The following is a 26,056-nucleotide window of genomic DNA, read 5'->3' as shown; positions in this document are numbered from 1 at the left end:
AGGAAAGGAGCCGGATGGTGGAAAAACCACTCATATCAACGTTCGTCTCGCCTCTGCTGCTTCTGCTCCTGGCCGTGGGGGGCGTGGCTGCGGCGGAACTGGAGCCGGTTCCGGCCGCGAACCTGGAGGCGGCTACGGCGGCGGAAAAGGACGCTCCCGCCGACGAACCGGCCGGCACCGCTGCGGGCCAAGAGGAGCAGGGGGATGCCGTCGCTCCCGTGCCTGCGGACCAGCCGCCTGCCGGAGGGGAGGCGTTGCCGTATCCGGCAGTCCAGGGACCCGAAGTGCAGCCGCACGTAATCGAGGGGGGACCACTTCCCGAGGACGAGCGCCAGGTGGAGGTGCTGGAACGAAAGGGCGGGGCTTTGGGCTACAACTTCGTCTTCGGAGAGGGGGAGCGCGCCCGGGCCCTGGAGTACGGCTTTCTCAAGTCCAGCCGCAGCGGCGGGCTCTTCTACCGGCACATGGAGAAGGACACCAACCTCGAGCTGGAAGGGTTCTACCTGAACGAGAACGACTACCACGGAGACCTGCTCATGGACTACCGGGGGGACTACCGCCTGCATCTGAGGACGGAATCCCTGTACCACAACATGGACCGGGAGCTCCTGTTCACCCCCAGTTTCCAGGCTGGCAGGAACGACGGGCCTACTCCGGCCACCTACAGTGCGGTTCAGGATCCCGTGCGAGATTACGGGGTGAGCGTGGTTCAGGACCGGGCCGACTTCCGTTACCGGCTGCACAACTTCCCCTTGCACGTGAACCTCGGCTACTGGCGCTACGTCAAGGAGGGGACCATCCAGCAGCGCTTCGCGGACACCGCCTTTGAGGGAACGACCAACACCCTCTATGCCCAGCCGCGCAGCGTTGACCACCAGATCCAGGAGGGGCGCGTGGGGCTCGACTCCCACCTCGGCCCGGTCGATCTGGTCTACGACTTCAAGGTGCGCTACTTCGAGGACCGGCTCTCCACCCCGGTAGCCTCCTACGAGCCGCGTAACGCCATCGACAGCACACCGGACTTTCTGGGCGGATTGCGGCAGCACAACGAGAACCCCGACAGCAGCTTTTTTTCCCACACGATCAAGCTGCACTCCTCCCTGGCGGGCGGTCTGGTCGGGTCCGGTTCTTACAGCTTCGAGCAACGCGAGAACCTGACCGAGTTGAGCGATACCACCGGAGTCCGGCGCATGAAGGTCTATCTGCAGAACGCGGCCGGTGACCTGGTCTACACGCCGTGCCGGACCTACACCTTCGCCCTCAAGTACCGGCGCCAGGAGATCGATCACGGCAATCGCGGTCCGCTGACCAACAACTCCTACGTGGATCCCGTGCTGGCGAAACCGGCCGTGGAGACCACCCGCGACTTGGTAACCGGCACCGTATCCTACCGGCCGAGCCTCAAGCTTGCCCTGGTCGGCGAGTACCGCGGCGATTTCCAGAGGAGAAGCGAGGTCAGCCCGGTCCCCTCGTCGACGACCTGGGCCCTGCCCGACAGCACCGCGACGCATACCGGGTCGCTGTCGGTCTATTACCGCCCCGTGAAGGGGCTCAGAAGCAGCGTCCATTACAGCTACGCCACCACCGACAACCCGAGCTACGGCGCTTCCTTCCAGAACCGGCAGGAGGCGAAGGTCCTTTTGACCTACGCGCTCAACAACCGCTGGGGGCTCACCAGCCACGCCGTCCTGCGCCGGGATGAGAACAAAGATATCGATAAGTTCCTGATAAACTACCCCTTCCAGCCCCTCAGCTACTCGCTCGCCCCGCTGACCTCCCGTAGCGGCAACAGCGAGAACGCCAACATCGGCGTGTGGTGGGTGCCCATCCCGAAACTGACCGTGGGGGCCAACTACTCCTACCTGCACCAGGAGGTGGAGCAGGGGATCCTCTTTACCGGCGTCTTCAACGGCAGCGAGGCCGCCTCGCAGTTCTCCAGCAGGTCCCACGTCTACGGCGTGAACGCCTCGTACACCCTGGGAGAAAAGTGCGACCTCGCGGTAACGGCGCAGCAGATCAGGTCTGCGGCCGCCTTTACACCGAGTGATACCACCTTCACGGTGATCCCCGGCAGCACGACGGGAATCAAGGCGATAACCGAACAGGACACCGTCATCAGCTCCCTTTCCGCACGGGGTGAGTACCGCTTCTCGAGCGTCCTGTCCACGACGCTTGAGTACACGTTGAACGACTACAACGAGCTAAAGTCCGCGTACAAGAGTTACAGCGGCACCGTCCACGCCATCGTAGCAGGCCTGGCGGCCAAGTGGTGACCAAGGGGTAACGTATCAAGACACTGGTCCGTTCCATACTTCTGCTCCTGCTGCTTTGCGCGGTGATCCCCGCGGCGGACTCCCGTGCGGCCGGAAAACTGGTGGCGGCATTGCTGACCTGCGACCTGCCGCGCTACCGGGATGCCCACAAGGCCTTCGTGAAGGCGTTGGTGCAGAAGGGATACGATCAGAGCAACGTCGAGGTCATCACCCAGACTCCGAACCCCGACCTCATCTCGTGGTCCAACAGCGTAAGGAAATTCAACGCCATCGGCGCGGACGTCATCGTCGCCTACGGTACCTCCGCCACCCTGGCCGCCCTGCGCGAAGCCCAGGACATCCCGGTGGTCTATGCCGACGTCTACGGCCCGGTGGAGACGGGGATCGCCAAGAGCATGACCTCCAGCGGGCGCAACAGCGCCGGGGTCAGTTCCAAGGTTCCCTTGGTCACGCTGATCAAGACGGCCATGGAGCTCAAGTCGATCAAGACCCTGGGCATCATCTGCGCCAACCGCGAGGAAGGAGCCCTGGCGCAGCTAAAGGAGGCGCGCAAGATCGCGGCCCAATCGGGGGTGGTGCTGGTGGAAACCAACGTCGGCTCTCCGACCGCCTTGGATGCGGCTTTGGCCACCCTCTTCGCCACCAGGGTCGATTGCGTCTACGTTACCGAATGCACCGCCGGCAGCCGCTACTTCGAGAAGATCGTCCATCGCTGCAACGAGTTGAAGATCCCGGTGATATCGCAGATGCCGGGGGCGGCGCACAAGGGTGCCGTCATCTCCCTGGAGGCAGACCCTGTCGAGCAGGGGCAGATCGCGGCCGAGTACGTGGCGCGCATCCTGAGCGGGAAGAAGGCGTCGCACCTGCCGGTCGCCACGCCCAAGCGGGTGGACCTGATCGTGAACCTGAAAGCCGCGCGGCTGCTTGACCTGAACGTCCCCTTCCCGGTGCTCACCGCTGCGACCCGGGTGCTTAAATAGATACATAGAGGTATGGATGGGAAAAATTCTGATCGTTGATGACGACGCCGCTTTCGTGGGAGCACTGAGGGATAAGATACATGCGCTCTACCCGCTGTTGGACGTGATAACGTGTACCGAACCGCTGTTGGCCTTGACCATACTGAAGCAGGGGAAGGTCGACCTGTTGCTGGTGGACCTGGAGATGCCGACCCTCGACGGTTCCAAGATTTTCAGCTACGCCCTGTCGGTCGGGATGGACAAGAACCGGATCGTGATCCTTTCCGGGCGGGACTCAGATTACCTGCACGAGCAGTTTCCCATGGGTACCTGCCTGGCGGTTCTCAACAAGTACGAGGCAAAGCAGAAGGCGGTGCTGGATATGATCTTCAGCTCGATGCAGAGAAAGGCCGCGGGGAGTTGACTGCAGGGACTAGGGACTAGGGACTTGGTTGATCGCTGCAGCGGGAGAAAAAATTATTACAAGGACAGGCGTTGAGAAGGTAGGGGATGGTTTTCATCAGTCCCTGGCCACCACCCCTGGCCCCTTGGTTTTAGGAGTTACACAGCATGGCAAAACAGATGAGACTGACCTGCTACGGACGCAGCAAGAGCAAGCCGGAGTGGGAAGCGATCCTTTCGGGATTTACCTTCGATATCTTATTCGCCGAGTTGGCCCAGGAGCTGGAGCGCTTCGGCATCACGCTGGAACTGGGGGAGGGCCCCGGGCAGGTGATCGAGGTGAACGGCTACGGCGACCTGTTGAATTCGATTCGCATCGCCTCTCCGTCGGACGGCATCAGCAACATCTGCATCGGACACGTCATCGGCCAGAGTCCGCGCCTTGACCTCCAGGAGGACATCCGGCGTGCGGTGAACCGCATCGCTTTCGCGCCGGAGACCGTCGCTCCCGATGCCGAGAACCGGAAAGTCTGCCACAACTGCGGCTGCGGCTGCTAGAGAGGGAAGATCTCGGCCTTTGCCGTGCCCCCTTCGATGGTGACGATGGCGTAGCTCCCGGGCAGCCCCTCCTTCAGGGCTCCCGGGTTCACCAGCAGCATGCCGTCGGTTGACTGGACCGCGGCGCAGTGGGTATGGCCGTACAGCACCACCGACGCTCCCAGTTGCATTCCCCTGTTAATCAGAAGGGACAGTCCGCTCTTCACGTGCTGACGGTAGCCGTGGGTCAGCAGGAACCTGCATGCCCCCAGTTCAAGGGTGAGTTCCGCCGGTACGTGCCGATCCAGGTCGCAGTTCCCCGCGACCCGGTGTACCGGCACCTCCAGCACTTCCTCCATCATGCGAGCATCCTCGCAGCCATCCCCGAGATGAACGATGTGATCCACCGGACCGGCGAGTTCATGCGCCCTGAAGGCGTGGGCGTAGTTGCCGTGGCTGTCGGAGATTACCAGTACTCTCATAGTGCCTCTTCGTTTCGCATCTCTTTAAGGCGAACACTGCATAGCGACGGGTCCGCCTGAAGTCATATTTGCTTTTGCGCAGTCGCCTGCATAGTGTAGAGTGGTTGGCGTTGCGCCTACCGGTTTGTCCTGTCTCTACTGTTCAGATATAGGACAGAGTAATGGCAAAAGACAAGCAAAATAAGCTGTAAACGTTTGATCCTGTAGGGGCGAATAACCATTCGCCCTTGTTTCATTATCCCGCTGCATCACTTTCATCGTGACAGTGAGCAGAGGCCGGGCGAACGATATTCGCCTCTTGTATATATAGTTCCCGTGGTGGTTGAGTTGTTGTAGGGGCACATAATTATTTGCCCAGCACCGTTGCCCGGTCACTTCCGATGGCGTGAGATGCCGAGGTTATCAGATGCGGTAAAGGCGGGCGAATGAGCATTCGCCCCTACAGTGAACGGCTGCAGATGGAAGAGACGGAGGAGTCATGAAGAAATTGTTACTGTGGATCGCCGCCTTCGTTTTCGGCCTGGTCCTTCTTTTCGGCGCCTGCGTCGCCATCGTCAACTCCCTGGTCGGCGACCATGACACCCTCGCCGGGGGGGACGGGGTAGGCGTCGTCGAGCTGAAAGGGGTCATCGTCGACGGGCAGGAAACCATACGCCAGTTGCGGGCCATGAAAAAGGACGAGCACGCGAAGGCCGTGGTGTTCAGGGTGGATTCCCCCGGAGGCGTGGTCGGCCCGTCGCAGGAGATCTACGCGGCGGTAAAGGACCTGGCCAAGGCGAAGAAGGTGGTCGTCTCCATGGGAAGCGTGGCGGCCTCGGGCGGCTACTACGTCTCGGCACCTGCTTCCCTCATCTACGCCAACCCCGGCACCATCACCGGGAGCATCGGGGTGCTGATGAAGTTCTCCAACTTGCAGGGGCTGATGGACAAGGTCGGCATGAAGGCCTTCACCATCAAGACCGGCAAGTTCAAGGACACAGGCTCCCCCGCGCGGGCCATGACCGACGAGGAAAAGGCGATGCTGCAGGGGGTGATCGACTCCACCCACGGCCAGTTCGTGAAGGCGGTGGCGCAGGGGAGGAGGCTCCCGGAGGCCCAGGTGCGGAGCATCGCCGACGGCCGGATCTTCTCGGGGGAGCAGGCGCTTGCCCTGAAGCTCGTGGACCGGATCGGCTCCATGCAGGACGCGATCGACGAGGCCGCCCGGCTGGGAGGGATCGAGGGCGAGCCGAGGCTGATCCGGCCGGCCAAAAAGAGAGGGCGTGCCCTCGACTACCTGGTGGAGAGTGCGGCCCAGCGGTTGGGGGTGCTGTCTGATTCGGACAGCGGTGTGAGCGTCGACTATCGGCTCGGTTGGTAGGGCGAAGAAGGCAAAGAGAGCCCCTTTTTGCCGGCTCTGTCAGTGGCTGAAGCCTTGCCTGTGGCCCCGCCGCTCTCTTTAGATTTACCTTGACAAAAAAACCGCCATCTATATACTGGGAAACTTTGAAAAAGGGGAGATCTTCCTTTGAAGATAGAGATTGAAAAGGTGAAAAAGAAGCAGCTCGACCTCTCGGAGTCGGAGCCTGCCTCACACTTCCCGACCCTGGTAGCGATGGAAAAAGCCGGTGAATGTGTCTTCACCGCGCCGGTGAACGCCCGGGTCGCCGCGATCTGGGAATACGACCATGTGAGGGCCGCCGGCAAGGTGGAGAGCGCTGTGCGCCTCACCTGCTCCCGCTGCCTCGTCGAGTACGATCTCCCCATCTCCTCGGACTTCACCATCTTCTACACCGAGAGCAAGGGTGAGGAGCTGGACGAGGAAGTCGAGCTTTCCGACGAGGAACTCGTTTCGGCCACCTACAGCGGCGACGAGATCGAAATGGATCCCGAGATCGCCGAGCAGGTCATGCTGGAAGTACCCTATAAACCGTTATGCAGCGAGACGTGCCGCGGCCTGTGCCCCGAGTGCGGAGCTGACCTGAACGCCGGAGAATGCGGCTGCGATCGCGGCGGGATAAATCTGAAAATGGCCGCCCTGAAGAAGATCAAGATAGAAAAGTAAAAAGGAGAACACCATGGCTGTACCTAAGAAGAAGACCTCCAAGTCGCGCAAGAACATGAGGCGTGCACACGATTTCCTCACCGCTCCCACCGTCTCGACCTGCCCGCAGTGCAAGGCCCCGAAGCTTCCGCATTGCGTCTGCCCGTCCTGCGGCACCTACAAAGGGCGTCAGGTGCTGAAGGCTGAAGAGCTCTAGGATTTCGTTCCATCTAAGCCGTGACTGTTCGGAATCCGCTCCCTAGGGGAAATATGAGAGTTGCTGTCGATGTAATGGGGGGCGACAACGCCCCTCATGTTGAAGTAGAAGGTGCAGTAGCTGCGGCCAGAGAGTTCGGCATCCCGGTAACTCTGGTTGGAGACGTTGAAAAAGTGCAAGCCGAGCTGGCCCACCACGACTGCAAGGGGCTGGACATCGAGGTCTGGCATGCCTCCGAGGTCGTGGGCATGCACGACTCCGCCTCCGATGCGGTGCGCAAGAAGAAGGATTCCTCGATCCGCGTCGCCTTCGAGCTGGTAAAGGGAGGCGAGGCCGTCGCCGTGGTAAGCGCGGGGAACTCGGGCGCCACCATGGCGGCCGGCATGTTCGTCCTGAAAAGGATGAAGGGGATCGACCGCGCTGCAATCGCCCAACTTTTTCCTACCGTTACCGGTAAGACCCTCGTTCTCGATGTCGGCGGCAACGTCGACTGCAAGCCTATCCACCTGGTCCAGTTCGCCGTCATGGGTGAGGTGTACGCCAAGTTCGTGATGGGAGTCGACCAGCCCAAGGTCGGCCTGCTCTCCAACGGGGAGGAGGATAGCAAGGGGAACGAACTCACCCGGGAAACCAGCGCCCTCCTGCGCGAAAAGCCAATCAACTACATAGGTTACGTGGAAGGGCGGGATATCTTCAACGGCTCCGTCGACGTCGTTGTCTGCGACGGCTTCGTCGGCAACGTGGCGTTGAAACTGTCCGAGGGACTCGCCGAGGCGGTGGGCAAGATGCTCAAGGCCGAGATCAAGCGCAGCTTCCTCTCCCAGATCGGCTACCTGCTAAGCCGCAAGGCTTTCAATAATTTCAAGAAGACCGTAGACTATGCCGAGTATGGCGGTGCGCCTCTGCTTGGGATCAACGGCGTGGGGATGATCTGCCACGGCGGTTCGAACACCAAGGCAATCAAGAACGCAATCCGCTTTGCCCATGAATACGCACTCAAAGGGGTAAACGGCCGCATGGCCGAAAAACTCAACGAGAGTTTCCCCGGCGAGCCTCGCGAGCGTGCCGGCCAAAATCCGGACGCCACAGAAAGGGTTGCTTCATGATTAGACCGAGAATCACCGGTACCGGTTCCGCCGTGCCGGAGAAAGTGCTGACCAACTTCGACCTGGAAAAGATGGTGGACACAACCGACGAGTGGATCGTCACCAGGACCGGTATCCGCGAGCGCCGCATCGCCTCCGAGGGGGAGTACACCTCGACCTTCGCCATCGCCGCCGCCGAGCGGGCCATGGCCGCCGCCGGGGTAAAGGCGGAGGAGATCGACATGATCGTGGTGGGCACGCTCACCCCGGACTTCCCGTTCCCCGCCACCGCCTGCATCGTGCAGCAGGCCATCAAGGCCACCAACGCCTTCTGTTTCGACCTTTCCGCCGCCTGCTCCGGTTTCATCTACGCCCTCGCCACCGCCCAGAAGTTCATGGTCTCGGGTCAGGTCAAGAAGGCCCTGGTGATCGGCGCGGAGGTGCTCTCCCGCATAGTAGACTGGAACGACCGTAACACCTGCCTGCTCTTCGGCGACGGCGCCGGCGCCGTGGTGCTCGAGGCGCAGGAAGGCGAGAACGGCATCCTCTCCACCCACATGCACAGCGACGGCAACTACTGGGAAATCCTGTACCAGAAGGGGGCCGGCAGCCGCAACCCGGCCACCCACCAGAACGTGGACGACGGCTTGGTCTTCCTGACGATGCAGGGCAACGAGGTGTTCAAGCTGGCCGTCCGCTCCATGGGCGAAGTGGCCATGGAGGCACTCGAGGCCAACGGTCTCACCCCCGCCGACGTCAACCTGTTCATCCCGCACCAGGCCAACCAGAGGATCGTCGACTCCGTCGGCAAGCGCCTCGGCATCACCGGCGACCGCGTCTTCGTCAACCTGGACCGCTACGGCAACACCTCGGCTGCGTCGATCCCTATCGCGCTGGACGAGGCGGTACGCGCCGGGCGTCTGAAGGAAGGCGACCTACTGCTGCTCGACGCCTTCGGCGGCGGCCTCACCTGGGGCTCCGCGCTGGTGCGCTGGTAAAACGCCTCCCCTCGCCCTTCGGGAGAGGGGCAGGGGTGAGGGCGCCGGCAGCTGTGACACGCTGTCCAAGCCGCGCTGTTAATTAAAGAAAAGAGGTTACCTATGCAATCCTATGCATTCATCTTCCCGGGGCAGGGGTCCCAGCACGCCGGGATGGGGAAGGATCTGGCGGATAACTTCAAGACCGCCAAGGTCGCCTTCGAGGAGGCCGACGACGCGCTCGGCTTCTCCCTTTCGAAACTCTGCTTCGAGGGGCCCGAGGAGGATCTGAAACTCACCGCGAACACCCAGCCGGCCATCCTGGCGGCCAGCGTGGCCGCATTCAGGGTGCTCAAGCAGGAATGCCCCATCGCACCGTCCTACTTGGCCGGCCACTCGCTGGGCGAGTACTCGGCCCTGGTCGCCTCCGGCGCGCTGGACTTCGCAGATGCGCTCAGGACGGTTAGGGCACGCGGCAGCTTCATGCAGGACGCGGTGCCGGTCGGGGTAGGGGCCATGGCCGCCATCCTCGGAGCCGAGGCCGACGTGCTCAGAGAAATCTGTGCCGAGGCAGCGCAGGGCGAGGTGGTCTCCCCGGCCAACTTCAACTCGCCGGGACAGATCGTGGTCGCCGGCCACACCGGTGCCGTGAACCGCGCCATCGAGATCGCCAAGGCGAGGGGTTTCAGGAAGGCGATGCTGCTTCCGGTCTCCGCACCCTTCCACTGCGCGCTGATGAAGCCGGCCGCCGACCGCCTAGCCCAGACGCTCGAGTCGGTGCAGGTGGGCGCGATCACCGCCCCGGTAGTCAGTAACGTCGAGGCGAAACCAAACTCCGACGCCGCCCGCGTGAAGCCGCTCCTCGTCGAGCAGGTGTGCGCCCCGGTCCTTTGGGAGCAGATCATCCAGAGCATCGTCGCGGCAGGCGTCACCAACTTCGTCGAGATCGGCCCGGGCAAGGTGCTGGCCGGCCTGGTGAAGAGGATCGACAAGGAAGCTGCCTGCTCCAACGTGCAGGACGCAGCAGGCGTAAAAGCCATGACGGAGGTCGCGTAATGAGCCTGAACGGACAGGTAGCAGTCGTCACCGGTGCCTCCCGCGGCATCGGCCGGGCCATCGCCCTGAAACTCGCCGCAGAGGGCGCCGCCGTGGTGGTAACTGCCACCAGCGAGCAGGGCGCTGCCAAGACCGCCGATGAAATCGTCGCCGCGGGCGGCAAGGCCCTGGCGGTCAAGGTCGACGTCTCGGTGGTCGCCGAGGTGGAGAACCTCTTCAAGAAGTCGGTGGAGGCGTTCGGCAAGGTAGACATCCTGGTCAACAACGCCGGCATCACCAAGGACGGCCTGCTCCTGCGCATGAAGGAAGATGACTGGGACGCGGTCCTCGACGTGAACCTCAAGGGGTGCTTCAACTGCACCCGCGAGGCGGCGAAGCTGATGTCCAAGGCTCGCTTCGGCCGGATCGTCAACGTCTCCTCCGTGGTGGGCGAGATGGGGAACCCGGGTCAGGCCAACTACTGCGCCTCCAAGGCCGGCATGATCGGCCTCACCAAGTCGGTGGCGAAGGAGCTCGCCAGGAGAAACGTCACCGTCAACGCGGTGACTCCCGGCTTCATCGAGACCGACATGACCTCGGAGCTCTCCGAAAAGACCAGGGAAGCGCTCCAGGAGCAGATTCCCATGGGGAGGCTCGGGAGTGCGGACGACATAGCTGGGGCGGTCCTGTTCCTCGTATCCGACGCCGCGGCATACGTTACCGGCCATGTTCTTTCGGTGAATGGTGGCATGTACATGTGAGCCGGGTAGCGGCGTTGTTTTTACTTTCAGCGCCAAAAATACCTTTTGCAAATTCTACGTTTCATGCTATGAAATAGCAGTCTTGGGCATAACAAATCAAATAACGTCTAACGTTACAATCAAATGGAGGTAATTGAATGGCTTCGATCGAGAAACGCATTAAAGAGATAGTAGCTGAGCAGCTTGGTGTTGACGAGGCTCAGGTGACCAACGAGTCCTCCTTCATGGACGACCTGGGCGCCGACTCCCTGGATACCGTTGAACTGGTGATGGCCCTTGAAGAGGAATTCGAAATCGAGATCTCCGACGAGGACGCCGAGAAAATCCAGTCGGTTCAGGACGCAATCGACTACATCACTGATCACACCTAGTAGAGAGGGGGGAGTTATGCTTCCCCTTTTTCATGCCGCCTCCGGGCGGCCATGAGTCAACAGTACCTAAGGAGAGTTCAGAGTATGAGAAGAGTTGTTGTCACGGGGGTAGGCGTGGTCTCCCCGCTGGGGACCGGTAACGGCAAGAACTGGGACGCACTGGTGTCCGGCACGTCCGGCATCGCTCCCATCACCCGTTTCGATGCCTCCGACCTGCCGGTGAGGATCGCTGGCGAGGTTAAGGACTTCGTCGCTGAGGATTTCATCGACAAGAAAGAGATCAAGAAGATGGATCTCTTCATCCAGTACGCGCTGGCCGCGGCTCACTTCGCCATGGAGGATTCCGGTCTGCAGATCACCGAGGAGAACGCCGAGCGCGTTGGCGTCCTGGTGGGCGCCGGCCTGGGCGGGCTCCCGGCCATCGAGCGTTACCACTCCGCGCTGCTGGAGGGGGGGTACAAGAAGGTCTCCCCGTTCTTCATCCCGATGCTGATCATCAACCTGGCTCCGGGGCACATCTCCATCAAGTACGGGGCGAAAGGCCCGAACGTCTCTTCCGTCTCCGCCTGCGCCACCGGCACCCACTCCATCGGGGACGCCTACCACATGATCCAGCGCGGCGACGCCGACGCCATGATCGCGGGGGGGACCGAATCCACCGTGACCCCTCTGGGTATCGGCGGCTTCTCCGTCATGAAGGCGCTTTCCACCAACAACGAGAACCCGGCTGGCGCCTCGCGCCCGTTCGACAAGGGTAGGGACGGTTTCGTCCTCTCGGAGGGAGCCGGCATCGTGGTGCTCGAGGAGTACGAGGCGGCCAAGGCGCGCGGCGCCAAGATCTACGGCGAGATCGTGGGCTATGGCCTTTCCGGCGACGCCTACCACCTGACCTCCCCCGCCCCCGGCGGCGAAGGGGCGGCGCGCTGCATGAAGATGGCGCTCCGCACGGCGGGCGTAAACCCGGAGCAGGTCGACTACATCAACGCCCACGGCACCTCGACTCCGTTCGGGGACGTCGGCGAGACCACGGCCATCAAGACCGTCTTCGGCGATCACGCCACCAAGCTGATGGTTTCCTCCACCAAGTCGATGACCGGCCACCTCCTTGGTGCCGCCGGCGGCGTGGAGGCTGTCTTCTCCCTGATGGCGATGACGAACTCGGTCGTGCCCCCGACCATCAACTACACCGATCCTGACCCCGAGTGCGACCTGGACTACGTACCGAACACGGCGCGCGAAGCGAAGGTCGAGTACGCCATGAGCAACTCCTTCGGCTTCGGCGGCACCAACGCGTCGCTGCTCTTCAAGAAGGTGTAAGGATGATAGTTCTCGGTAGTGATCACGGCGGCCTGGAGCTGAAGAACGAGATAAAGAAGCTGCTCGAAGAACGAGGGCTTCCCTGCGAGGACCTGGGGACCCACAACGGCGATTCCGTCGACTATCCCGATTTCGGGGTGGCCGTGGCGCGCCGCGTCTCAGAGGGTAGCGCCGAGAAGGGGATCCTGGTCTGCGGCACCGGCATCGGGATGTCCATCGTGGCCAACAAGTTCCCCGGCATCCGGGCGGCGCTGGCCACCGACGTCTTCATGGCGACCATGGCCAAGGAGCACAACAACGCCAACATCCTGGTGCTGGGCGGCCGCGTGCTGGACACCCAGAAGGCCCGCGAGATGGTGACGGCTTGGCTTGACACCGCGTACGCCGCCGGCAGACACCAGAACCGCCTGGACAAGATCACCCAGCTGGAGCGCGAACTGAAGGGATGATGCTGCTTTCCAAGGCGGTTCGGCGGCAGCACGGGTAAGACACACGATCTAAGCAAAGAACGGGACTCCCAGAGTCCCGTTTTCTCATTTCACCAGCAATTTCAGATTAGGGAGAAATCAGACATGTCAGTACTGGAAACATTCGACCCGGCAGTGGCGGAAGTCATCAGGCACGAGACTGAGCGCCAGGAGTACAACCTCGAACTGATCGCCTCTGAGAACTTCGTTTCCCCCGCGGTGCTCGAGGCGCAGGGCTCGGTTCTCACCAACAAGTACGCCGAGGGGTACCCCGGCAAGCGTTACTACGGCGGCTGCCACGAGGTCGACAAGGTCGAGAACCTCGCCATCGAGCGCGCCAAGGAGCTGTTCGGCGCCGACCACGTCAACGTCCAGCCGCATTCCGGTTCCCAGGCCAACATGGCCGTCTACTTCTCCGTGCTGAAGCCGGGCGACACCGTGCTGGGGATGAACCTCGCCCACGGCGGCCACCTCACCCACGGTTCCCCGGTCAACTTCTCCGGTAAACTCTTCAACATCGTCCCGTACGGCGTCTCCCAGGAGACCCAGACCATCGACTACGAGGAGTGCGAGCGTCTCGCCGTCGAGCACAAGCCGAAGATGATCGTTGTGGGGGCGTCCGCCTACCCGCGCATCATCGACTTCGAGGCCTTCCGTCGTATCGCCGACAAGGTGGGCGCGGTGGTCATGGTGGACATGGCACACATCGCCGGCCTGGTTGCTGCCGGCCTGCACCCGAGCCCGGTTCCCTACGCCGAGTTCGTGACCACCACCACCCACAAGACCCTGCGCGGACCGCGCGGCGGCATGATCATGTGCCGCGAAGAGTGGGCCAAGACCCTGAACTCCAACATCTTCCCGGGCATCCAGGGCGGCCCGCTCATGCACGTGATCGCCGCCAAGGCGGTCGCCTTCAAAGAGGCGCTCACTCCGGAGTTCAAACAGTACCAGCAGCAGATCGTTAAGAACGCCCAGGCGCTCGCCGCCGGCCTCACCAGCCGCGGCTTCAAGCTCACCTCCGGCGGCACCGACAACCACCTGATGCTGGTCGATCTCTCCCAGACCGAGCTGACCGGCAAGGTCGCCGAGGAGGCGCTCGACCGCGCCGGCATCACCGTGAACAAGAACGGCATACCGTTCGACACCCGTTCGCCGTTCATCACCTCCGGTATCCGCATCGGCACCCCGGCGGCCACCAGCCACGGCCTGAAAGAGGCCGAGATGGAGCAGGTAGCCGGCTTCATCGCCGATGTTTTGGGCAACGTCAACGACGAAGCCAAGCTCGCCGCGGTCAAGACCCAGGTGAACGCGCTGATGAAACGCTTCCCGATGTACGCCGACCGCCTCGCCTAGAAGGCGGCCGGTTTCATATTGGAAAAAAGGGAAGGGGGGCGACGTGAGTCGCCCCCCTTTTTGCAAACCTCATTTTTCAGGCGGAGCTTCGATGTACTTCTTCAATTACGATGAGCCCCTCTTTCGTCCCCCCTCCGAGGCGCACAGCCTCATCTTCCAGATCACCATCGGCTGTTCCCAGAATCGCTGCAAGTTTTGCGGCATGTATAAGATGAAGCGCTTCCGGGTGCGACCTCTGGACGAGGTCATGAAAGAGATCCGCTCAATACCTCCACGCTACCGGGACGCGGTCCGGCGCGTCTTCCTCGCCGACGGCGACGCGCTGATCTACCCCCAAAACGGGCTGGAGCGGATCCTTGAGGAACTGAACGCCGTCTTTCCCTCCCTCACCCGGATCGGCGCCTACGCCTCGCCGAACAGCCTGAGCGGCAAGAGCCTCGAACAACTGCAGGTGCTGCGCGCGGGGAAGCTGCGCATCCTCTACTACGGCCTGGAAAGCGGCGACGCCGAGACGCTCAGCCTGGTGGACAAGGGATTCACGCCGGAGGAGATGCTCGAGCAGTGCCGAAAGGCCATGGCTGCCGGGATGAAGCTGTCGGTCACCGCGATCCTGGGGCTTGCCGGGAGGAAGCGGAGCGCCGAACATGCCGCCGCGACGGCACAATGGATCACCGCCCTTTCACCTGAGTACTTTTCGCTGCTCACCATGTTCCAGCGTCACAACGACGACTTCCTCAAGCTGATCGAGCCTTTGAGCCACGGCGAGATCCTGCTGGAGACGAAGGTGCTTCTCGAGGGGCTCGAGCCGCAGGGGACCATCCTGCGCTCAAACCACGTCTCGAACTTCCTCGAGCTCGCCGGGAGCTACCCGAAAGACCGGCAGCGCCTGATCGATACGGTCGACGCAGCAATCGCACAAGCAAAAAGGGACCCCCGCTGGTGTGCGGAAATCCCTTCTTATCAAGAGGAATACTACTAGCGGACTACCTGGAGACGCCGCAGAGTCTCAACTCGTTTTCCAGCTTCTCGCGGGAGATGCCGAGCACGCGGCAGGCCGTCTCGCGGTCGCTTTGATAGCGCTCCATGACCATCAGCAGCAGGGCCTTCTTCAGCGAGGCCGAGAGCTTGTCCATGACCCCCTGCCCATGGGTTGCGGCCAGGGAAGAGACCAGCGGTTCCAGGTTCTTCTGGAAGAGCTCGGCGCTTTCATTCACGGTGTGGCGCACCGGTTCGGTCCGCTTGAGCCGCACCACGTTCCCCACGCACTGATCCATGTTGTCCTGCACGAAACGCAAGGTGTCCCAGTGGCTGTCCACGGTCATGAAGCGGAGGTCATCCTTGGTTCCCTCCGGTGCTCCCTTCTTCCTCAGGCGTACTTCCATGATGGTATAAGCGTAAGATCCGGACCTTTCATTGGTGCTGCGATCTCTGTGTGCCATGATGTCCTCCCGGTAGTCGTGCCGTTTTCCTCTTCTTTTTCAACTGGCGTACCAAAAGTGTCCCGGGGTGGTTGCTTGCAGTAAGTCATTGAAATTTCATAGTAAATTCTTTGCTTGCAGCGCATTCCCAGCGAGGCATCGAGATGCCTTGTCTGTGCTAAACCTGCACAAGACTGTCTTTGCGTTGTGAAATTCTATAGCAATTACGGGTGGTTGAGGACGTTGCGAAGTCTGAACAGCAGGAGTGGAATGCACAGGCTTCGTTGTGCAACACGTGCCATCTGCTATAACGTGTGTTGTTTTTAATTTTTTTGTGATGGCGCTCACAACCCTGAAGCGGGGAGGTGACCTCTGGAGAGACCTCTGCTGGTGCCCCTGGCTGCATCGCTTGCAGGTTTGGCCACCACACACCTGCTCAATACCTTCCCGCCCACCTGGGTCCTGCCAGCCCTCCTTGTCGCGGTTCTCGTCGCCTCCTTCGTGAGTTCCCGGTTCCCCTTTTTGCTCGCCCTCGCCCTGCTCTTTTTCGCGTGGGGCCAACTGTCGCTGCAGCCGCTTCTGAGGCCGCGGCCCGGCCTGGAGCGCTTTGCCTCCGACCGGCCGGTGGCGATCGAGGGGGTGCTGGATTGCCGGCCTGAGCCGACCATGACCGGAGGGAGCAGGGTTTATCTGCAGGTAGAAGGGGTGAGCGTTGCCGGCCAGGAACAGCGGGCATCGGGGCGTCTGCTGGTCTACGTGAAAGAAGGGCGGGCCGAACTCAGCACCGGTGACAGGATAAGGTTTGCTTCGCGGATCAGGGTGCCGCGCAACCTTGGGCTGCCTGGCGAATCCGACTCGGTGCGCAGACTGGCCTACCAACAGGTGTACGCCACCGGTTTCGTCCTTGCCGCGGAGGACCTGGTGCTGCTGCGCCCGGGAGCGGGGTGGCTGCACGACATCGACCTGCTGGCGGCGAGGCTGGGGAACTTCATCACCAGGGTGGAACCGTGGACAGAAGGGGGAGTCCTGAAGGCGCTCCTGCTGGGAGACAGGCGGGACGTTCCGGAGCAGTTGCAGGAGGCATTTGCGCGCTGCGGGGTGAACCATATCCTTTCCATTTCAGGCTTCCATGTCGGCATCCTCTTCCTTTCCCTGTGCCAATTCCTCTATTACCTGGCCCGGCGTTCGGAATGGCTCGCCCTGCATCTCAAGTTGAGGCCGCTCGTCATGCTGGCATCCCTGCCGATGGTGGTCTTTTACCTAGTCCTTTCCGGGCAGGCTCCCGCTACGCTGCGCAGCGTCTTGATGATCTGTATCGTGGTGGCGGCGCTGCGATTGAAGCGCGAAGTGGATCTGGTCCACACCATCATGCTGGCCGCCTGCGCCATGCTGTTTTGCGCACCCCAAACCGCCTTCGACGTCTCATTCCAACTCTCCTTCCTGGCCATCTGGGGGCTGTCCGTCCTGACGCCGACCCTCGCCCACCCCGAAAATAAGGCGGGAAGGGTTGTGTGGTGGCTGCTGCTGCTTTTCATCGCTTCAGTGGCTGCCATACTGGCCACCTCGGTCCATGTTGCCTACTACTTCCAGCGCATAGCGCTGGTGGGACTGGTTGCCAATCTCCTGGTCGTGCCGCTCATGGGCTACGGCGCGGTTGTTCTCGGCTTCAGCGCCCTGGTTGTAAGTTGCCTGTGGGAAAGGCCCGCGGCCGTGCTGCTGCACCTTGCCGCCGCCCTGGTGCGCTGGTCGGATCGGGTGGTCGAGCAGTTGTCCCGGGCGCCGGTTATCACCGGGTACATCCCGGACCGCCTGGACCTCCTGCTGGCATGCCTCGTTCTCTGCGCGATCACCTTCTTCAAATCGAAACGTTGGCGTGCAGCGATCGGGATTCCGCTGATGGTCGTCCTCGTGCTTCGTGCGGTACCCCCCGCCCGGGCGACGGAAGGAACCCTCCGGCTTTCCTTCCTCAGTGTGGGGCAGGGGGATGCCACGCTGGTTCACCTTCCGGACGGCAAGTGGATGCTGGTTGATGGCGGCGGCAACGCCACGGACTCCGGTACCCCTGTGGGATCGCGCCTGTTACTGCCGGCCTTGAGGGCACTCTCGGCGCGGCGCATCGACTACCTGGTGTTGTCCCATGGACACCCGGACCACCTGCAGGGTGTGCTGTACCTGGCGGCCAACTACGAGGTCGGTCAATTCCTCGTCCACCCCCTGACGCTGGCCTCTCCCGAGCTGCAGCAGCTCAAATGGGTTCTTGCCGCGCGCGACGTCCCGGTGCGGGAGCTTGGAGCGGAAAAGGCACCCCTGCAGGTGGGGGGCGTGCAGCTGCAGACGCTGTGGCCGGTTGCCGGTACGGCGCTGCAGGCGGACGCGAATGCCGCATCTTTGGTGTTCAGGCTGACCTACGGCAGGACATCCGTACTTTTCACCGGCGATATCGGCGTCAGGGAAGAGCAGGAGCTTCTTGAGCGGGGAGGCTTGCGACGGTGCAGTCTGTTGAAGGTGGCGCACCATGGCAGCAGGTACTCATCCTGCGAGCCGTTCATAGCCGCGGTGCAGCCGACTGCCGCGGTCATTTCCGCAGGGTACCGGAACGCTTTCCATCTCCCTGCGCCAGCAACGCTGTACCGACTGCAACGCCACGGTGTCAGGATCTGCCGCACCGACCTTGAAGGCACGGTCGAGGCGGACTGCAAAGCGGACGGTGTGGTTATATTATCGACCCCTTGGGGGCATTTTAATTGACACTCAAGAGTCCTATCTGCTAGTTTATGCTGGCATTGTCCCGCGTATAACCCGACATTCCAGGAGATCCGTTGCATGGAGAGGATTCTTTTAGTCGAAGACGACAGCTTTTTCCGGGAGGTCTATACAGATCTGCTCAAGGAAGACGGCTATAGCGTCGAAGTGGCCGCCTCCGGGGAAGAGGCGCTGGAAATGATCGGCAAGGGGGGGTACCACCTGGTCGTCACCGACCTGGTGATGCGCGACGTCTCGGGCCTCGACATCCTCTCCGAAGTGAAGAGGCTCGATCCCGCTACTGCGGTGATCATGGTCACCGGGCATGCAAACGTGGAAACCGCCATATACGCCCTTAAAAACGGCGCCACCGACTATCTCATCAAGCCCATCAACCAGGACGAGTTCCGCCACATAGTAGCCCACTGCATGGAGCAGCGCAGGCTCCTGGACGAGAACCTCGAGCTGAAGGGACTGGTCAACCTGTTCCAGGTGAGCCAGAACATCGCCAACTGCCTCGAACTCGACCGTATCTACTCGATGCTCACCGATGCCGTGGTGAAGGAAGTGGGTGTCACCCGGGCGCTCGGCTATTTCAGCGACAACGGTCAGCTCATGCTGCGCGAGCTGAAGGGGATCGAGGAGCTGAACGCGCACCTGCTGGGACAGGCGGTGATCAGCGAGTGCGATCTTAGGGATGACGGCAGCTCCAACCTGCTGCTCCTGAGGAACTTTCTCCCGGGGGACGCCGACTATGGCAACGGAGTCACCGAGGCCATGTGCGTTTACCTGCGGCAGAAGGCCGAGCTGCAGGGGGTGATCATCCTGTTCAACGACCCGGGCGTCCTGCTGCCCAGGGACATCAACCGCAAACACATCTCCTTCCTGCTCGACCAGGGCTCGCTGGCCCTGGACAACGCGGCACGTTACAACATCGCCAAGGATCTCCTTTACATAGACGAGTTGACCGGCCTGTACAACTACCGCTACCTGGACGTGGTGCTGGAGCGGGAACTGAAGCGCTGCGAGCGCTACGGTTCCAACCTCGGCATCCTCTTCCTCGACATCGACCTGTTCAAGTCGGTGAACGACAATTTCGGCCACCTGATCGGCAGCCGCGTGCTGCGCGAGGTCGGTTCGCTGGTCAGAAAGAGCGTGCGTGACGTCGATGCGGTGATCCGCTACGGTGGCGACGAGTACACCATCGTGTTGGTGGAGACCGGGATGGACGGGTCCGCGATCGTGGCCGAGCGTATCAGGAAGACCATCGAGGCGCATACCTTTGCCAAGGCCGACGGTCTCGCCATCAAGCTCACCGTGAGCCTCGGTTACGCCTGCGCCCCCGATGACGCCACCAGCAAGGCGGAACTGCTGGAGATGGCGGATCAGGCGATGTACCGCGGCAAGAGCGCCGGCAAGAACCGGGCCTTCCATGCGGAACGGCTGTCCACGCCTCCCTGACCTGCGCGGTGGCGACAAAACGTTGCAACGGACCGGACAGTAGTCTACGCCGGTTTTTTTTGTTTCCAAAAAGACTGAACGCAAAGACGCAGGGGCGCAAAGTCGCAAAGGTGAACCCAACGCTTTAGGTTTGATTTCCCCCCCCCAGCGTCAGTTTTTCTTTGCGCCTTAGCGGCTTTGCGGCTCTGCGTTAAGTCGTTCGGTTTTTTTATTTCGTGAGTGAAGAGAGGGATTAATCGTGGCAATCACCGGCATTAAAGGTTTCAACGACATCCTCCCGGGCGAGGTCGAGAAGTGGCAGCACATCGAGGCCACGGCGCGCCGGGTTTTCGAGCTTTACGGGCTTTCCGAGATCAGGATCCCGATCCTGGAGAAGACCGAGCTGTTCTGCCGCTCCATCGGCGACGCCACCGACATCGTGGAAAAGGAGATGTACTCCTTCGAGGACAAAGGGGGCAACAAGGTCACCATGCGCCCGGAGGGGACCGCGTCGGTGATGCGCGCCTACGTCGAGCACAAGATGCACGCCCTGGACCCGGTTGCGCGCCTGTACTACATGGGGCCGATGTTCCGTTACGAGCGCCCGCAGAAGGGGCGCTACCGCCAGTTCCACCAGATCGGCGCCGAGATCACCGGTGTCGCCGCTCCGACGGTCGACGCGCAGGTGCTCACCATGCTGACCCATTTCTTCCAGGAACTGGGGCTTACCGAGCCTTCGCTGCAGATCAACTCGCTGGGCTGCCCTTGCTGCCGTCCCGCTTACCGCGAGGCGCTCAAGAAGTTCCTGCTCGACCGCATCGACAAGCTCTGTGACGACTGCAAACGTCGCTACGATACCAACCCGCTGCGGGCGCTGGACTGCAAATCCGCCGGCTGCCAGGAGGCGACCCAGGGGGCGCCTTCGATGCTTGACCACCTCTGTGCCGAGTGCAGCGACCACTTCGACAAGACGAGGAAACACCTGGAACTGGTCGGCACCCCCTACAGCATCAACCAGCGCATGGTGCGCGGCCTCGACTACTACACCAGGACCACCTTCGAGATGGTCACCACCATGCTGGGGGCGCAGAGCGCCGTCGCCGCCGGCGGTCGTTACGACGGTCTGATCTCCTCCATCGGCGGTCCGCAGATCCCCGGTATCGGCTTCGCCATGGGCGTCGAGCGCGTGGCGCTCCTTTTGGCCGAGAAGGATTTTTCGCGCCGTCCGGATCTCTTCATCGCAGCACTTGGGGACGAGGCGCATCCCGAGGCGTTCCGACTGATGAGCGCCCTGCAGCGCCTGGGTTTTGCCGTCGAGATCGACTACGAAGGCAAAAGCCTGAAGAGCCAGATGAGGCGCGCCGACAAGTTTAACTCCCGCTTCACCCTGATCATCGGCGGCGACGAGTTGGCTCGCGGCACCGCGCCGCTGAAAAACATGGACGGCGGTACGCAGGACGAAGTGGCGCTCGATGCGGCGAGCATCCAGGCCGCCATGACCGGCGGGGCCTAATCTTTCAAGGGCAGTTTTACCCGACAGCAAACTCCCCCTCCTGCCCCCTCTCCCTCTACCGCTGGGAGAGGGGTGGGGTGAGGGCGGTGTACCAAGATAGTGCTGCAGTGCCGGCTCCCTCACCCGGCCATCGGCCACCCTCCCCCGGAGGGGGACGGGGTCCCAAAACAGAACGCGGCAGGACTGGCTTCCCGACTCGATCAGGGGGCTGTCCTGCCGCGTTGGTGTTTGCATCGTACCAGCCGCTTACGGCAGTTCGAAAAGAAGCAACTCGCTCGCCTCCTTCCCCGTCAGGCGCAGCAGTTCTTCGCTGTTGACCGCCGCCCCGTCTCCTGCCTCCAGAAGATGGCCATTCAGCAACACCTTCCCCCGCGCCAACTGCACCCAGGCGTGCTGTCCCGCCGGTAGGCGATGCACGATCTCGTCGCCGGCGTCCAGGAGCGTGGCGTACAGCCTGGCATCCTGGTTGATGGTGACGGAACCGTCGCGCCCATCCGGTGAGGCGATCAGCCTGAGGCTCCCCCGTTTCTCCTCATCCGAGAAGAACTTCTGCTCGTAGCTCGGGGTGATCCCGGCCCGCTTCGGCAGTATCCAGATCTGGTAAAAGTGCAGCGGCTCCTCTTTGCTGTGGTTGAACTCGCTATGGGTGATGCCGGTGCCTGCGCTCATCCGTTGCACGTCGCCGGGGCGTATCACCGAGCCGGTCCCCATGCTGTCGCGGTGCGCGAGCGCACCTTCCAGCACGTACGAGATGATCTCCATGTCGCTGTGCGGGTGGGTGGGAAAGCCCACGCCCGGCCTGACGCGGTCCTCGTTGATGACTCGCAGGTTCCTGAACCCCATGTGACGCGGGTCGTAATAGTCGGCGAAGGAAAAGGTGTGGTAGGTGTTGAGCCAACCGTGGTCGGCGTGGCCCCTGTCGTTTGCTCTTCTGATGGTGATCATGGCGTCCTCCTGCCTAAGTTTCACGAATCCTTACGAAAGCCAAACTGTTTGACCTTGTATGATTTGATATTAAATTATATCCTCCCTGTTTGTCAACAGGGGCGCATACTTTGGCCTTTACATCGACAGCCGCCTAGTGCTAAAACTTCCCTTATTTTTATTGTTCATCAGCAACTGGAGCCCGCTGAGTCACGGCTCCTTTTGTCTTTTCAAATCAATCAGTTTCGCTTTTAGTTAGGGCCTTCGATTTATGGATGCACCAGCCAATTTCGTACATCTCCATCTCCACTCCCAGTACTCCCTGCTGGACGGCGCCATCCGTATCGGCGACTTGGTCAAAAAGGCCAAGGAATACCACATGCCCGCGGTGGCCGTTACCGACCACGGCAACATGTTCGGCTCACTCGAATTCTTCCTGAAGGCCCAGGACAAGGGAATCAGGCCGATACTCGGGTGCGAGGTCTACATCGCCCCGGGCTCCCGCCTGGACAAGAAAGCCCCCACCGCGGCTGATCCGGTCACCAGCTACCACCTCATCCTGCTGGCCGAGAACATGACCGGCTTCAAGAACCTCTGTTACCTCACTTCCGCCGGTTACAAGGATGGCTTCTACCGCCGCCCCCGCATCGACAAGGAACTGCTGGAGAAGCACCGGGAAGGCCTGATCTGCCTCTCCGCCTGTCTCCAGGGCGAGATCGCCTATCTCGCCGGCAGGAACAAGATGGACGAGGCCAAGGCCGCCGCCATCTGGTACGCGGACATGTTCCCGGGGAGCTACTATCTGGAGATCCAGGAGAACGGGCTCCCCGAGCAGACCATCGCCAACCGTCGCGTGATGGAGATCGCGCGCGAGCTGAACCTGCCGCTGGTCGCCACCAACGACTGCCACTACCTCAACAAGGAAGACGCCAAGGCGCACGAGATCCTGCTCTGCATCCAGACCGGCAAGACCATGAGCGACCCGAGCCGGATGCGCTTCACCACCGAGGCGTTCTACGTGAAGAGCCCCGAGGAGATGGCGCGAGACTTCCACTACTGCCCGGAGGCGCTGGAAAACACGGTCAAGATCGCCGAGCGCTGCCACTACGAGTTCGACTTCAAAACCTACCACTTCCCGGCTTACGAGGCGCCGCCGGGGGAGACTCTCGACCAGCAGCTGGAGCGCGAGTCCATCGAAGGTCTCAAGCTGCGCCTCGAGAAGATCAAGATCAAGTACCCGAACCTGACCCCCGAGCAGGAGCAGGCCTACCACGACCGCCTGCGCATCGAGCTGGACTGTATCAAGCACATGGGGTTCCCGGGCTACTTCCTGATCGTTGCGGACTTCATCAACTGGGCCAAAGACCACGGCATCCCAGTCGGGCCTGGCAGGGGCTCCGCGGCCGGCTCGCTGGTCGCTTTCTGCATCAGGATCACCGACATCGATCCGATGCCGTACAACCTGCTGTTCGAGCGATTCCTCAATCCCGAACGTATCTCCATGCCGGATATCGACGTCGACTTCTGCCAGGACCGCCGCGAAGAGGTGATCCAGTACATGGTCGAGCGCTACGGCAGGGAGAAGGTGTGCCAGATCGCCGCCTTCGGTACCATGGCCGCCCGCGGCGTCATCCGCGACGTGGGGCGCGCCCTGGACCTCACCTTCGCCGACGTGGACAAGATCGCCAAGCTGGTCCCCGAGGTTTTGGGCATCACGCTGGACAAGGCGATCGAGCAGGAGCCCAAGATAAAGGAGCTGATGGCGGCCGACGCGAAGGTGAACGAGGTCATGACCGTCGCCCTGCGCCTGGAAGGACTCGCCCGCCACATCTCGACCCACGCCGCGGGTCTCGTTGTCGCACCGAGGCAGATGGAGGAATTCTGCCCGGTCTACAAGGACCAGAAGACCGGCTCGCTGACCACCCAGTACTCGATGAAGTACGTGGAGAAGGTCGGCCTGGTGAAGTTCGACTTCCTCGGCCTCAAGAACCTGACGGTCATCGACAACGCCTGCAAGCACATCCGTAACGGCAAGGATCCCAACTTCGACATCACGCTCTTGACGGACGACGATCCGGAAACCTACAAGCTTCTGCAGGCCGGCAACACCACCGGCGTCTTCCAGCTCGAGTCCAGCGGCATGAAGGAGCTCCTGGTCAAGCTGAAGCCCTCCTGCTTCGAGGACATCATCGCGGTCTGCGCCCTCTACCGTCCGGGCCCGCTCGGCTCCGGCATGGTGGACGACTTCATCGAGAGAAAGCACGGCCGCAAGCAGACCGTCTACGACCTGCCGCAGCTCGAACCTGTCCTCAAGGACACCTACGGCGTCATCGTCTACCAGGAACAGGTCATGCAGATCTCCCGTTCCTTAGCCGGTTACTCGCTGGGCGGCGCGGACCTCTTGCGCCGCGCCATGGGTAAGAAGGACGCCGAGCAGATGGCGAAGGAGCGCCTGAAGTTCATGGAGGGGTCCGAAAAGCTGGGCCTCGATTCCAAGAAGTGCGCCGCCATCTTCGACCTCATGGCGAAGTTCGCCGAGTACGGCTTCAACAAGTCGCACTCCGCCGCCTACGCGCTCGTCGCCTACCAGACCGCGTACCTGAAGGCGCACTACCCGGTCGAGTTCATGGCAGCCCTCCTTACCGAGGACATGAGCAACACCGACAAGGTGATCAAGAGCATCGGCGATTGCCGCGAGATGGGCATCGAGGTGCTTCCGCCTGACATCAACGAGTCGCTGCGCTCCTTCCGGGTGCTCGACACCGCGATGCGCTTCGGCCTTGGTGCCGTCAAGAACGTGGGGGAGGGGGCCATAGAGGCCATCCTGGAAGCCCGCGGCAACGAGCCTTTCAAGGACATCTTCGATTTCTGCGAGCGGGTCGACCTGCGCCGTTGCAACAAGAGGGTCATAGAAGCGCTCATCAAAAGCGGCGCCTTCGACTGCACCGGGGCCAAGCGCTCACAGCTCACGGCAGTCCTGGATGACGCCGCAGCTCAGGGACAGCGCGTGCAGCAGGAGCGCGAGAGCGCCCAGGTCTCCCTCTTCGGCATGGCCGAAATCCAGCGCGGCTCCACCGGGTCGGGTAACCGGCTCCCCGACATCCCGGAGTGGGACGAGAAGTACCGGCTCGGCTGCGAGAAAGAGGCGATCGGTTTCTTCATTACCGGCCACCCCCTGGACCGCTACGTGGCCGACATGCGCCGCTTCTCCACGGTGGACTGTTTCACCATCAACGAGGCGAAGGACAAGAGCGAGGTGAAGATCTGCGGAGTACCGGCGAGCCTCAAGGAGATCATGACCAAGAAGGGGGACCGGATGGGTTTCGTCACCCTCGAGGACCTGATCGGTTCGCTGGAGGTGGTGGTCTTCTCCGACGTCTATGCGCGCTGCTCGGAGTTCCTCAAGGGAGACGACCCGGTGCACGTAACCGGGACGGTCGAGCACGGCGAGAAGGGGGCCAAGATCATGGCCAGCGACATCGTTCTCTTGCGCGACCTGGTCGAGCGCGAGACGCGCAGGGTGAACTTCACCATCGACGCCAAGGAGGCCGATCCCGGGAAGCTCAAGACGCTCAAAGAGATCATCTCCCGCTACCAGGGGATCTGCCGCAGCTTCCTGCACCTTGACATTGAGAACAGTTCGCGAGTCACCATCCGGCTCTCCGATGTATACAAAGTGGCGGCCAGCGAAGAATTAACAGTGGAAGTGAGTAACCTCTTCGGCTATAATGCCGTGTCCTTCGAGTAGCCTCAGGACGTA

At 61.8% G+C, this 26,056-nt stretch carries 23 protein-coding genes; 20 read left to right on the top strand and 3 right to left on the bottom strand.

Annotation, left to right across the window (positions count from 1 at the left end; genetic code table 11):
• The first annotated feature begins 14 nt into the window (after positions 1-14).
• The 4 genes from KOM00_RS07825 to KOM00_RS07810 all read left to right on the top strand — a co-directional run bounded on the left by KOM00_RS07825 (position 15) and on the right by KOM00_RS07810 (position 4,192).
• The gene (locus KOM00_RS07825; protein WP_216498360.1) at positions 15-2,273 is read left to right on the top strand and encodes a porin family protein; all 2,259 of its coding nucleotides are present in this window, start codon (positions 15-17) and stop codon (positions 2,271-2,273) included.
• Positions 2,274-2,374: 101 nt separating this feature from the next.
• Positions 2,375-3,253 carry an ABC transporter substrate-binding protein gene (locus KOM00_RS07820; protein ID WP_239027613.1) on the top strand — a complete coding sequence of 293 codons (879 nt, stop codon included), beginning with the start codon at positions 2,375-2,377 and terminating at the stop codon, positions 3,251-3,253.
• Positions 3,254-3,269: 16 nt separating this feature from the next.
• Positions 3,270-3,656 carry a response regulator transcription factor gene (locus tag KOM00_RS07815; RefSeq protein ID WP_216498359.1) on the top strand — a complete coding sequence of 129 codons (387 nt, stop codon included), beginning with the start codon at positions 3,270-3,272 and terminating at the stop codon, positions 3,654-3,656.
• Between the two features lie 146 nt (positions 3,657-3,802).
• On the top strand, positions 3,803-4,192 hold the full coding sequence (locus KOM00_RS07810) for a hypothetical protein (RefSeq protein WP_216498358.1): 390 nt from the start codon (positions 3,803-3,805) through the stop codon (positions 4,190-4,192).
• Here the strand turns inward: KOM00_RS07810 and KOM00_RS07805 are convergent.
• On the bottom strand, positions 4,189-4,653 hold the full coding sequence (locus KOM00_RS07805; protein ID WP_216498357.1) for a metallophosphoesterase family protein: 465 nt from the start codon (positions 4,651-4,653) through the stop codon (positions 4,189-4,191). The two genes, KOM00_RS07810 and KOM00_RS07805, sit on opposite strands and share 4 nt — an antisense overlap.
• Positions 4,654-5,131: 478 nt before the next feature.
• On the opposite strand from KOM00_RS07805, the gene sppA reads away from it, so the two are divergent.
• The 12 genes from sppA to KOM00_RS07745 all read left to right on the top strand — a co-directional run bounded on the left by sppA (position 5,132) and on the right by KOM00_RS07745 (position 15,238).
• Positions 5,132-6,013, top strand: a complete 882-nt coding sequence (sppA, locus tag KOM00_RS07800) for a signal peptide peptidase SppA (protein ID WP_216498356.1) — start codon at positions 5,132-5,134, stop codon at positions 6,011-6,013.
• Positions 6,014-6,160: 147 nt separating this feature from the next.
• Positions 6,161-6,697, top strand: a complete 537-nt coding sequence (locus tag KOM00_RS07795) for a DUF177 domain-containing protein (protein WP_216498355.1) — start codon at positions 6,161-6,163, stop codon at positions 6,695-6,697.
• Positions 6,698-6,710: 13 nt separating this feature from the next.
• Positions 6,711-6,893: a 50S ribosomal protein L32 gene (gene rpmF / locus KOM00_RS07790; protein WP_015721360.1), complete on the top strand. Its 183-nt coding sequence runs from the start codon at positions 6,711-6,713 to the stop codon at positions 6,891-6,893.
• Positions 6,894-6,946: 53 nt separating this feature from the next.
• Positions 6,947-7,999, top strand: a complete 1,053-nt coding sequence (gene plsX / locus KOM00_RS07785; RefSeq protein ID WP_216498354.1) for a phosphate acyltransferase PlsX — start codon at positions 6,947-6,949, stop codon at positions 7,997-7,999.
• Positions 7,996-8,976 carry a beta-ketoacyl-ACP synthase III gene (locus KOM00_RS07780; RefSeq protein WP_216498353.1) on the top strand — a complete coding sequence of 327 codons (981 nt, stop codon included), beginning with the start codon at positions 7,996-7,998 and terminating at the stop codon, positions 8,974-8,976. Before plsX ends, KOM00_RS07780 begins: the two co-directional genes overlap by 4 nt.
• Before the next feature lie 102 nt (positions 8,977-9,078).
• Positions 9,079-10,011, top strand: a complete 933-nt coding sequence (fabD, locus tag KOM00_RS07775; protein WP_216498352.1) for an ACP S-malonyltransferase — start codon at positions 9,079-9,081, stop codon at positions 10,009-10,011.
• Entirely contained in the window at positions 10,011-10,751 is a 741-nt protein-coding gene (gene fabG, locus KOM00_RS07770) for a 3-oxoacyl-[acyl-carrier-protein] reductase (RefSeq protein WP_216498351.1), read from the top strand. The genes fabD and fabG overlap by 1 nt, the downstream gene beginning before the upstream one ends.
• 137 nt (positions 10,752-10,888) lie before the next feature.
• Positions 10,889-11,122 carry an acyl carrier protein gene (gene acpP / locus KOM00_RS07765; protein ID WP_012531540.1) on the top strand — a complete coding sequence of 78 codons (234 nt, stop codon included), beginning with the start codon at positions 10,889-10,891 and terminating at the stop codon, positions 11,120-11,122.
• 84 nt (positions 11,123-11,206) lie between these two features.
• Entirely contained in the window at positions 11,207-12,439 is a 1,233-nt protein-coding gene (fabF, locus tag KOM00_RS07760; RefSeq protein WP_216498350.1) for a beta-ketoacyl-ACP synthase II, read from the top strand.
• Between the two features lie 2 nt (positions 12,440-12,441).
• Positions 12,442-12,888 carry a ribose 5-phosphate isomerase B gene (rpiB, locus tag KOM00_RS07755; RefSeq protein ID WP_216498349.1) on the top strand — a complete coding sequence of 149 codons (447 nt, stop codon included), beginning with the start codon at positions 12,442-12,444 and terminating at the stop codon, positions 12,886-12,888.
• A gap of 123 nt (positions 12,889-13,011) precedes the next feature.
• Positions 13,012-14,259 (top strand): serine hydroxymethyltransferase, encoded by a 1,248-nt coding sequence (gene glyA / locus KOM00_RS07750; RefSeq protein ID WP_216498348.1) that lies wholly within the window; start codon positions 13,012-13,014, stop codon positions 14,257-14,259.
• A 91-nt stretch (positions 14,260-14,350) separates the two neighbouring features.
• The gene (locus KOM00_RS07745) at positions 14,351-15,238 is read left to right on the top strand and encodes a radical SAM protein (protein ID WP_216498347.1); all 888 of its coding nucleotides are present in this window, start codon (positions 14,351-14,353) and stop codon (positions 15,236-15,238) included.
• A gap of 4 nt (positions 15,239-15,242) precedes the next feature.
• On the opposite strand, the gene KOM00_RS07740 is transcribed toward KOM00_RS07745, so the two are convergent.
• On the bottom strand, positions 15,243-15,698 hold the full coding sequence (locus tag KOM00_RS07740; RefSeq protein ID WP_216498346.1) for a hypothetical protein: 456 nt from the start codon (positions 15,696-15,698) through the stop codon (positions 15,243-15,245).
• A gap of 369 nt (positions 15,699-16,067) precedes the next feature.
• On the opposite strand from KOM00_RS07740, the gene KOM00_RS07735 reads away from it, so the two are divergent.
• The 3 genes from KOM00_RS07735 to hisS all read left to right on the top strand — a co-directional run bounded on the left by KOM00_RS07735 (position 16,068) and on the right by hisS (position 21,372).
• Positions 16,068-18,425: a DNA internalization-related competence protein ComEC/Rec2 gene (locus KOM00_RS07735; RefSeq protein ID WP_216498345.1), complete on the top strand. Its 2,358-nt coding sequence runs from the start codon at positions 16,068-16,070 to the stop codon at positions 18,423-18,425.
• A 75-nt stretch (positions 18,426-18,500) separates the two neighbouring features.
• The gene (locus KOM00_RS07730; protein WP_216498344.1) at positions 18,501-19,880 is read left to right on the top strand and encodes a GGDEF domain-containing response regulator; all 1,380 of its coding nucleotides are present in this window, start codon (positions 18,501-18,503) and stop codon (positions 19,878-19,880) included.
• Between the two features lie 238 nt (positions 19,881-20,118).
• Positions 20,119-21,372 carry a histidine--tRNA ligase gene (gene hisS, locus KOM00_RS07725; RefSeq protein WP_216498343.1) on the top strand — a complete coding sequence of 418 codons (1,254 nt, stop codon included), beginning with the start codon at positions 20,119-20,121 and terminating at the stop codon, positions 21,370-21,372.
• A 246-nt stretch (positions 21,373-21,618) separates the two neighbouring features.
• On the opposite strand, the gene KOM00_RS07720 is transcribed toward hisS, so the two are convergent.
• Positions 21,619-22,317 (bottom strand): pirin family protein, encoded by a 699-nt coding sequence (locus KOM00_RS07720; protein ID WP_216498342.1) that lies wholly within the window; start codon positions 22,315-22,317, stop codon positions 21,619-21,621.
• 250 nt (positions 22,318-22,567) lie between these two features.
• On the opposite strand from KOM00_RS07720, the gene dnaE reads away from it, so the two are divergent.
• Positions 22,568-26,044, top strand: a complete 3,477-nt coding sequence (gene dnaE, locus KOM00_RS07715) for a DNA polymerase III subunit alpha (RefSeq protein WP_216498341.1) — start codon at positions 22,568-22,570, stop codon at positions 26,042-26,044.
• The last annotated feature ends 12 nt before the right edge of the window (positions 26,045-26,056 follow it).

This window comes from Geomonas diazotrophica (assembly GCF_018919385.1).
Lineage (GTDB): Bacteria > Desulfobacterota > Desulfuromonadia > Geobacterales > Geobacteraceae > Geomonas > Geomonas diazotrophica.
This window is presented reverse-complemented; position numbering and strand designations above follow the sequence as displayed.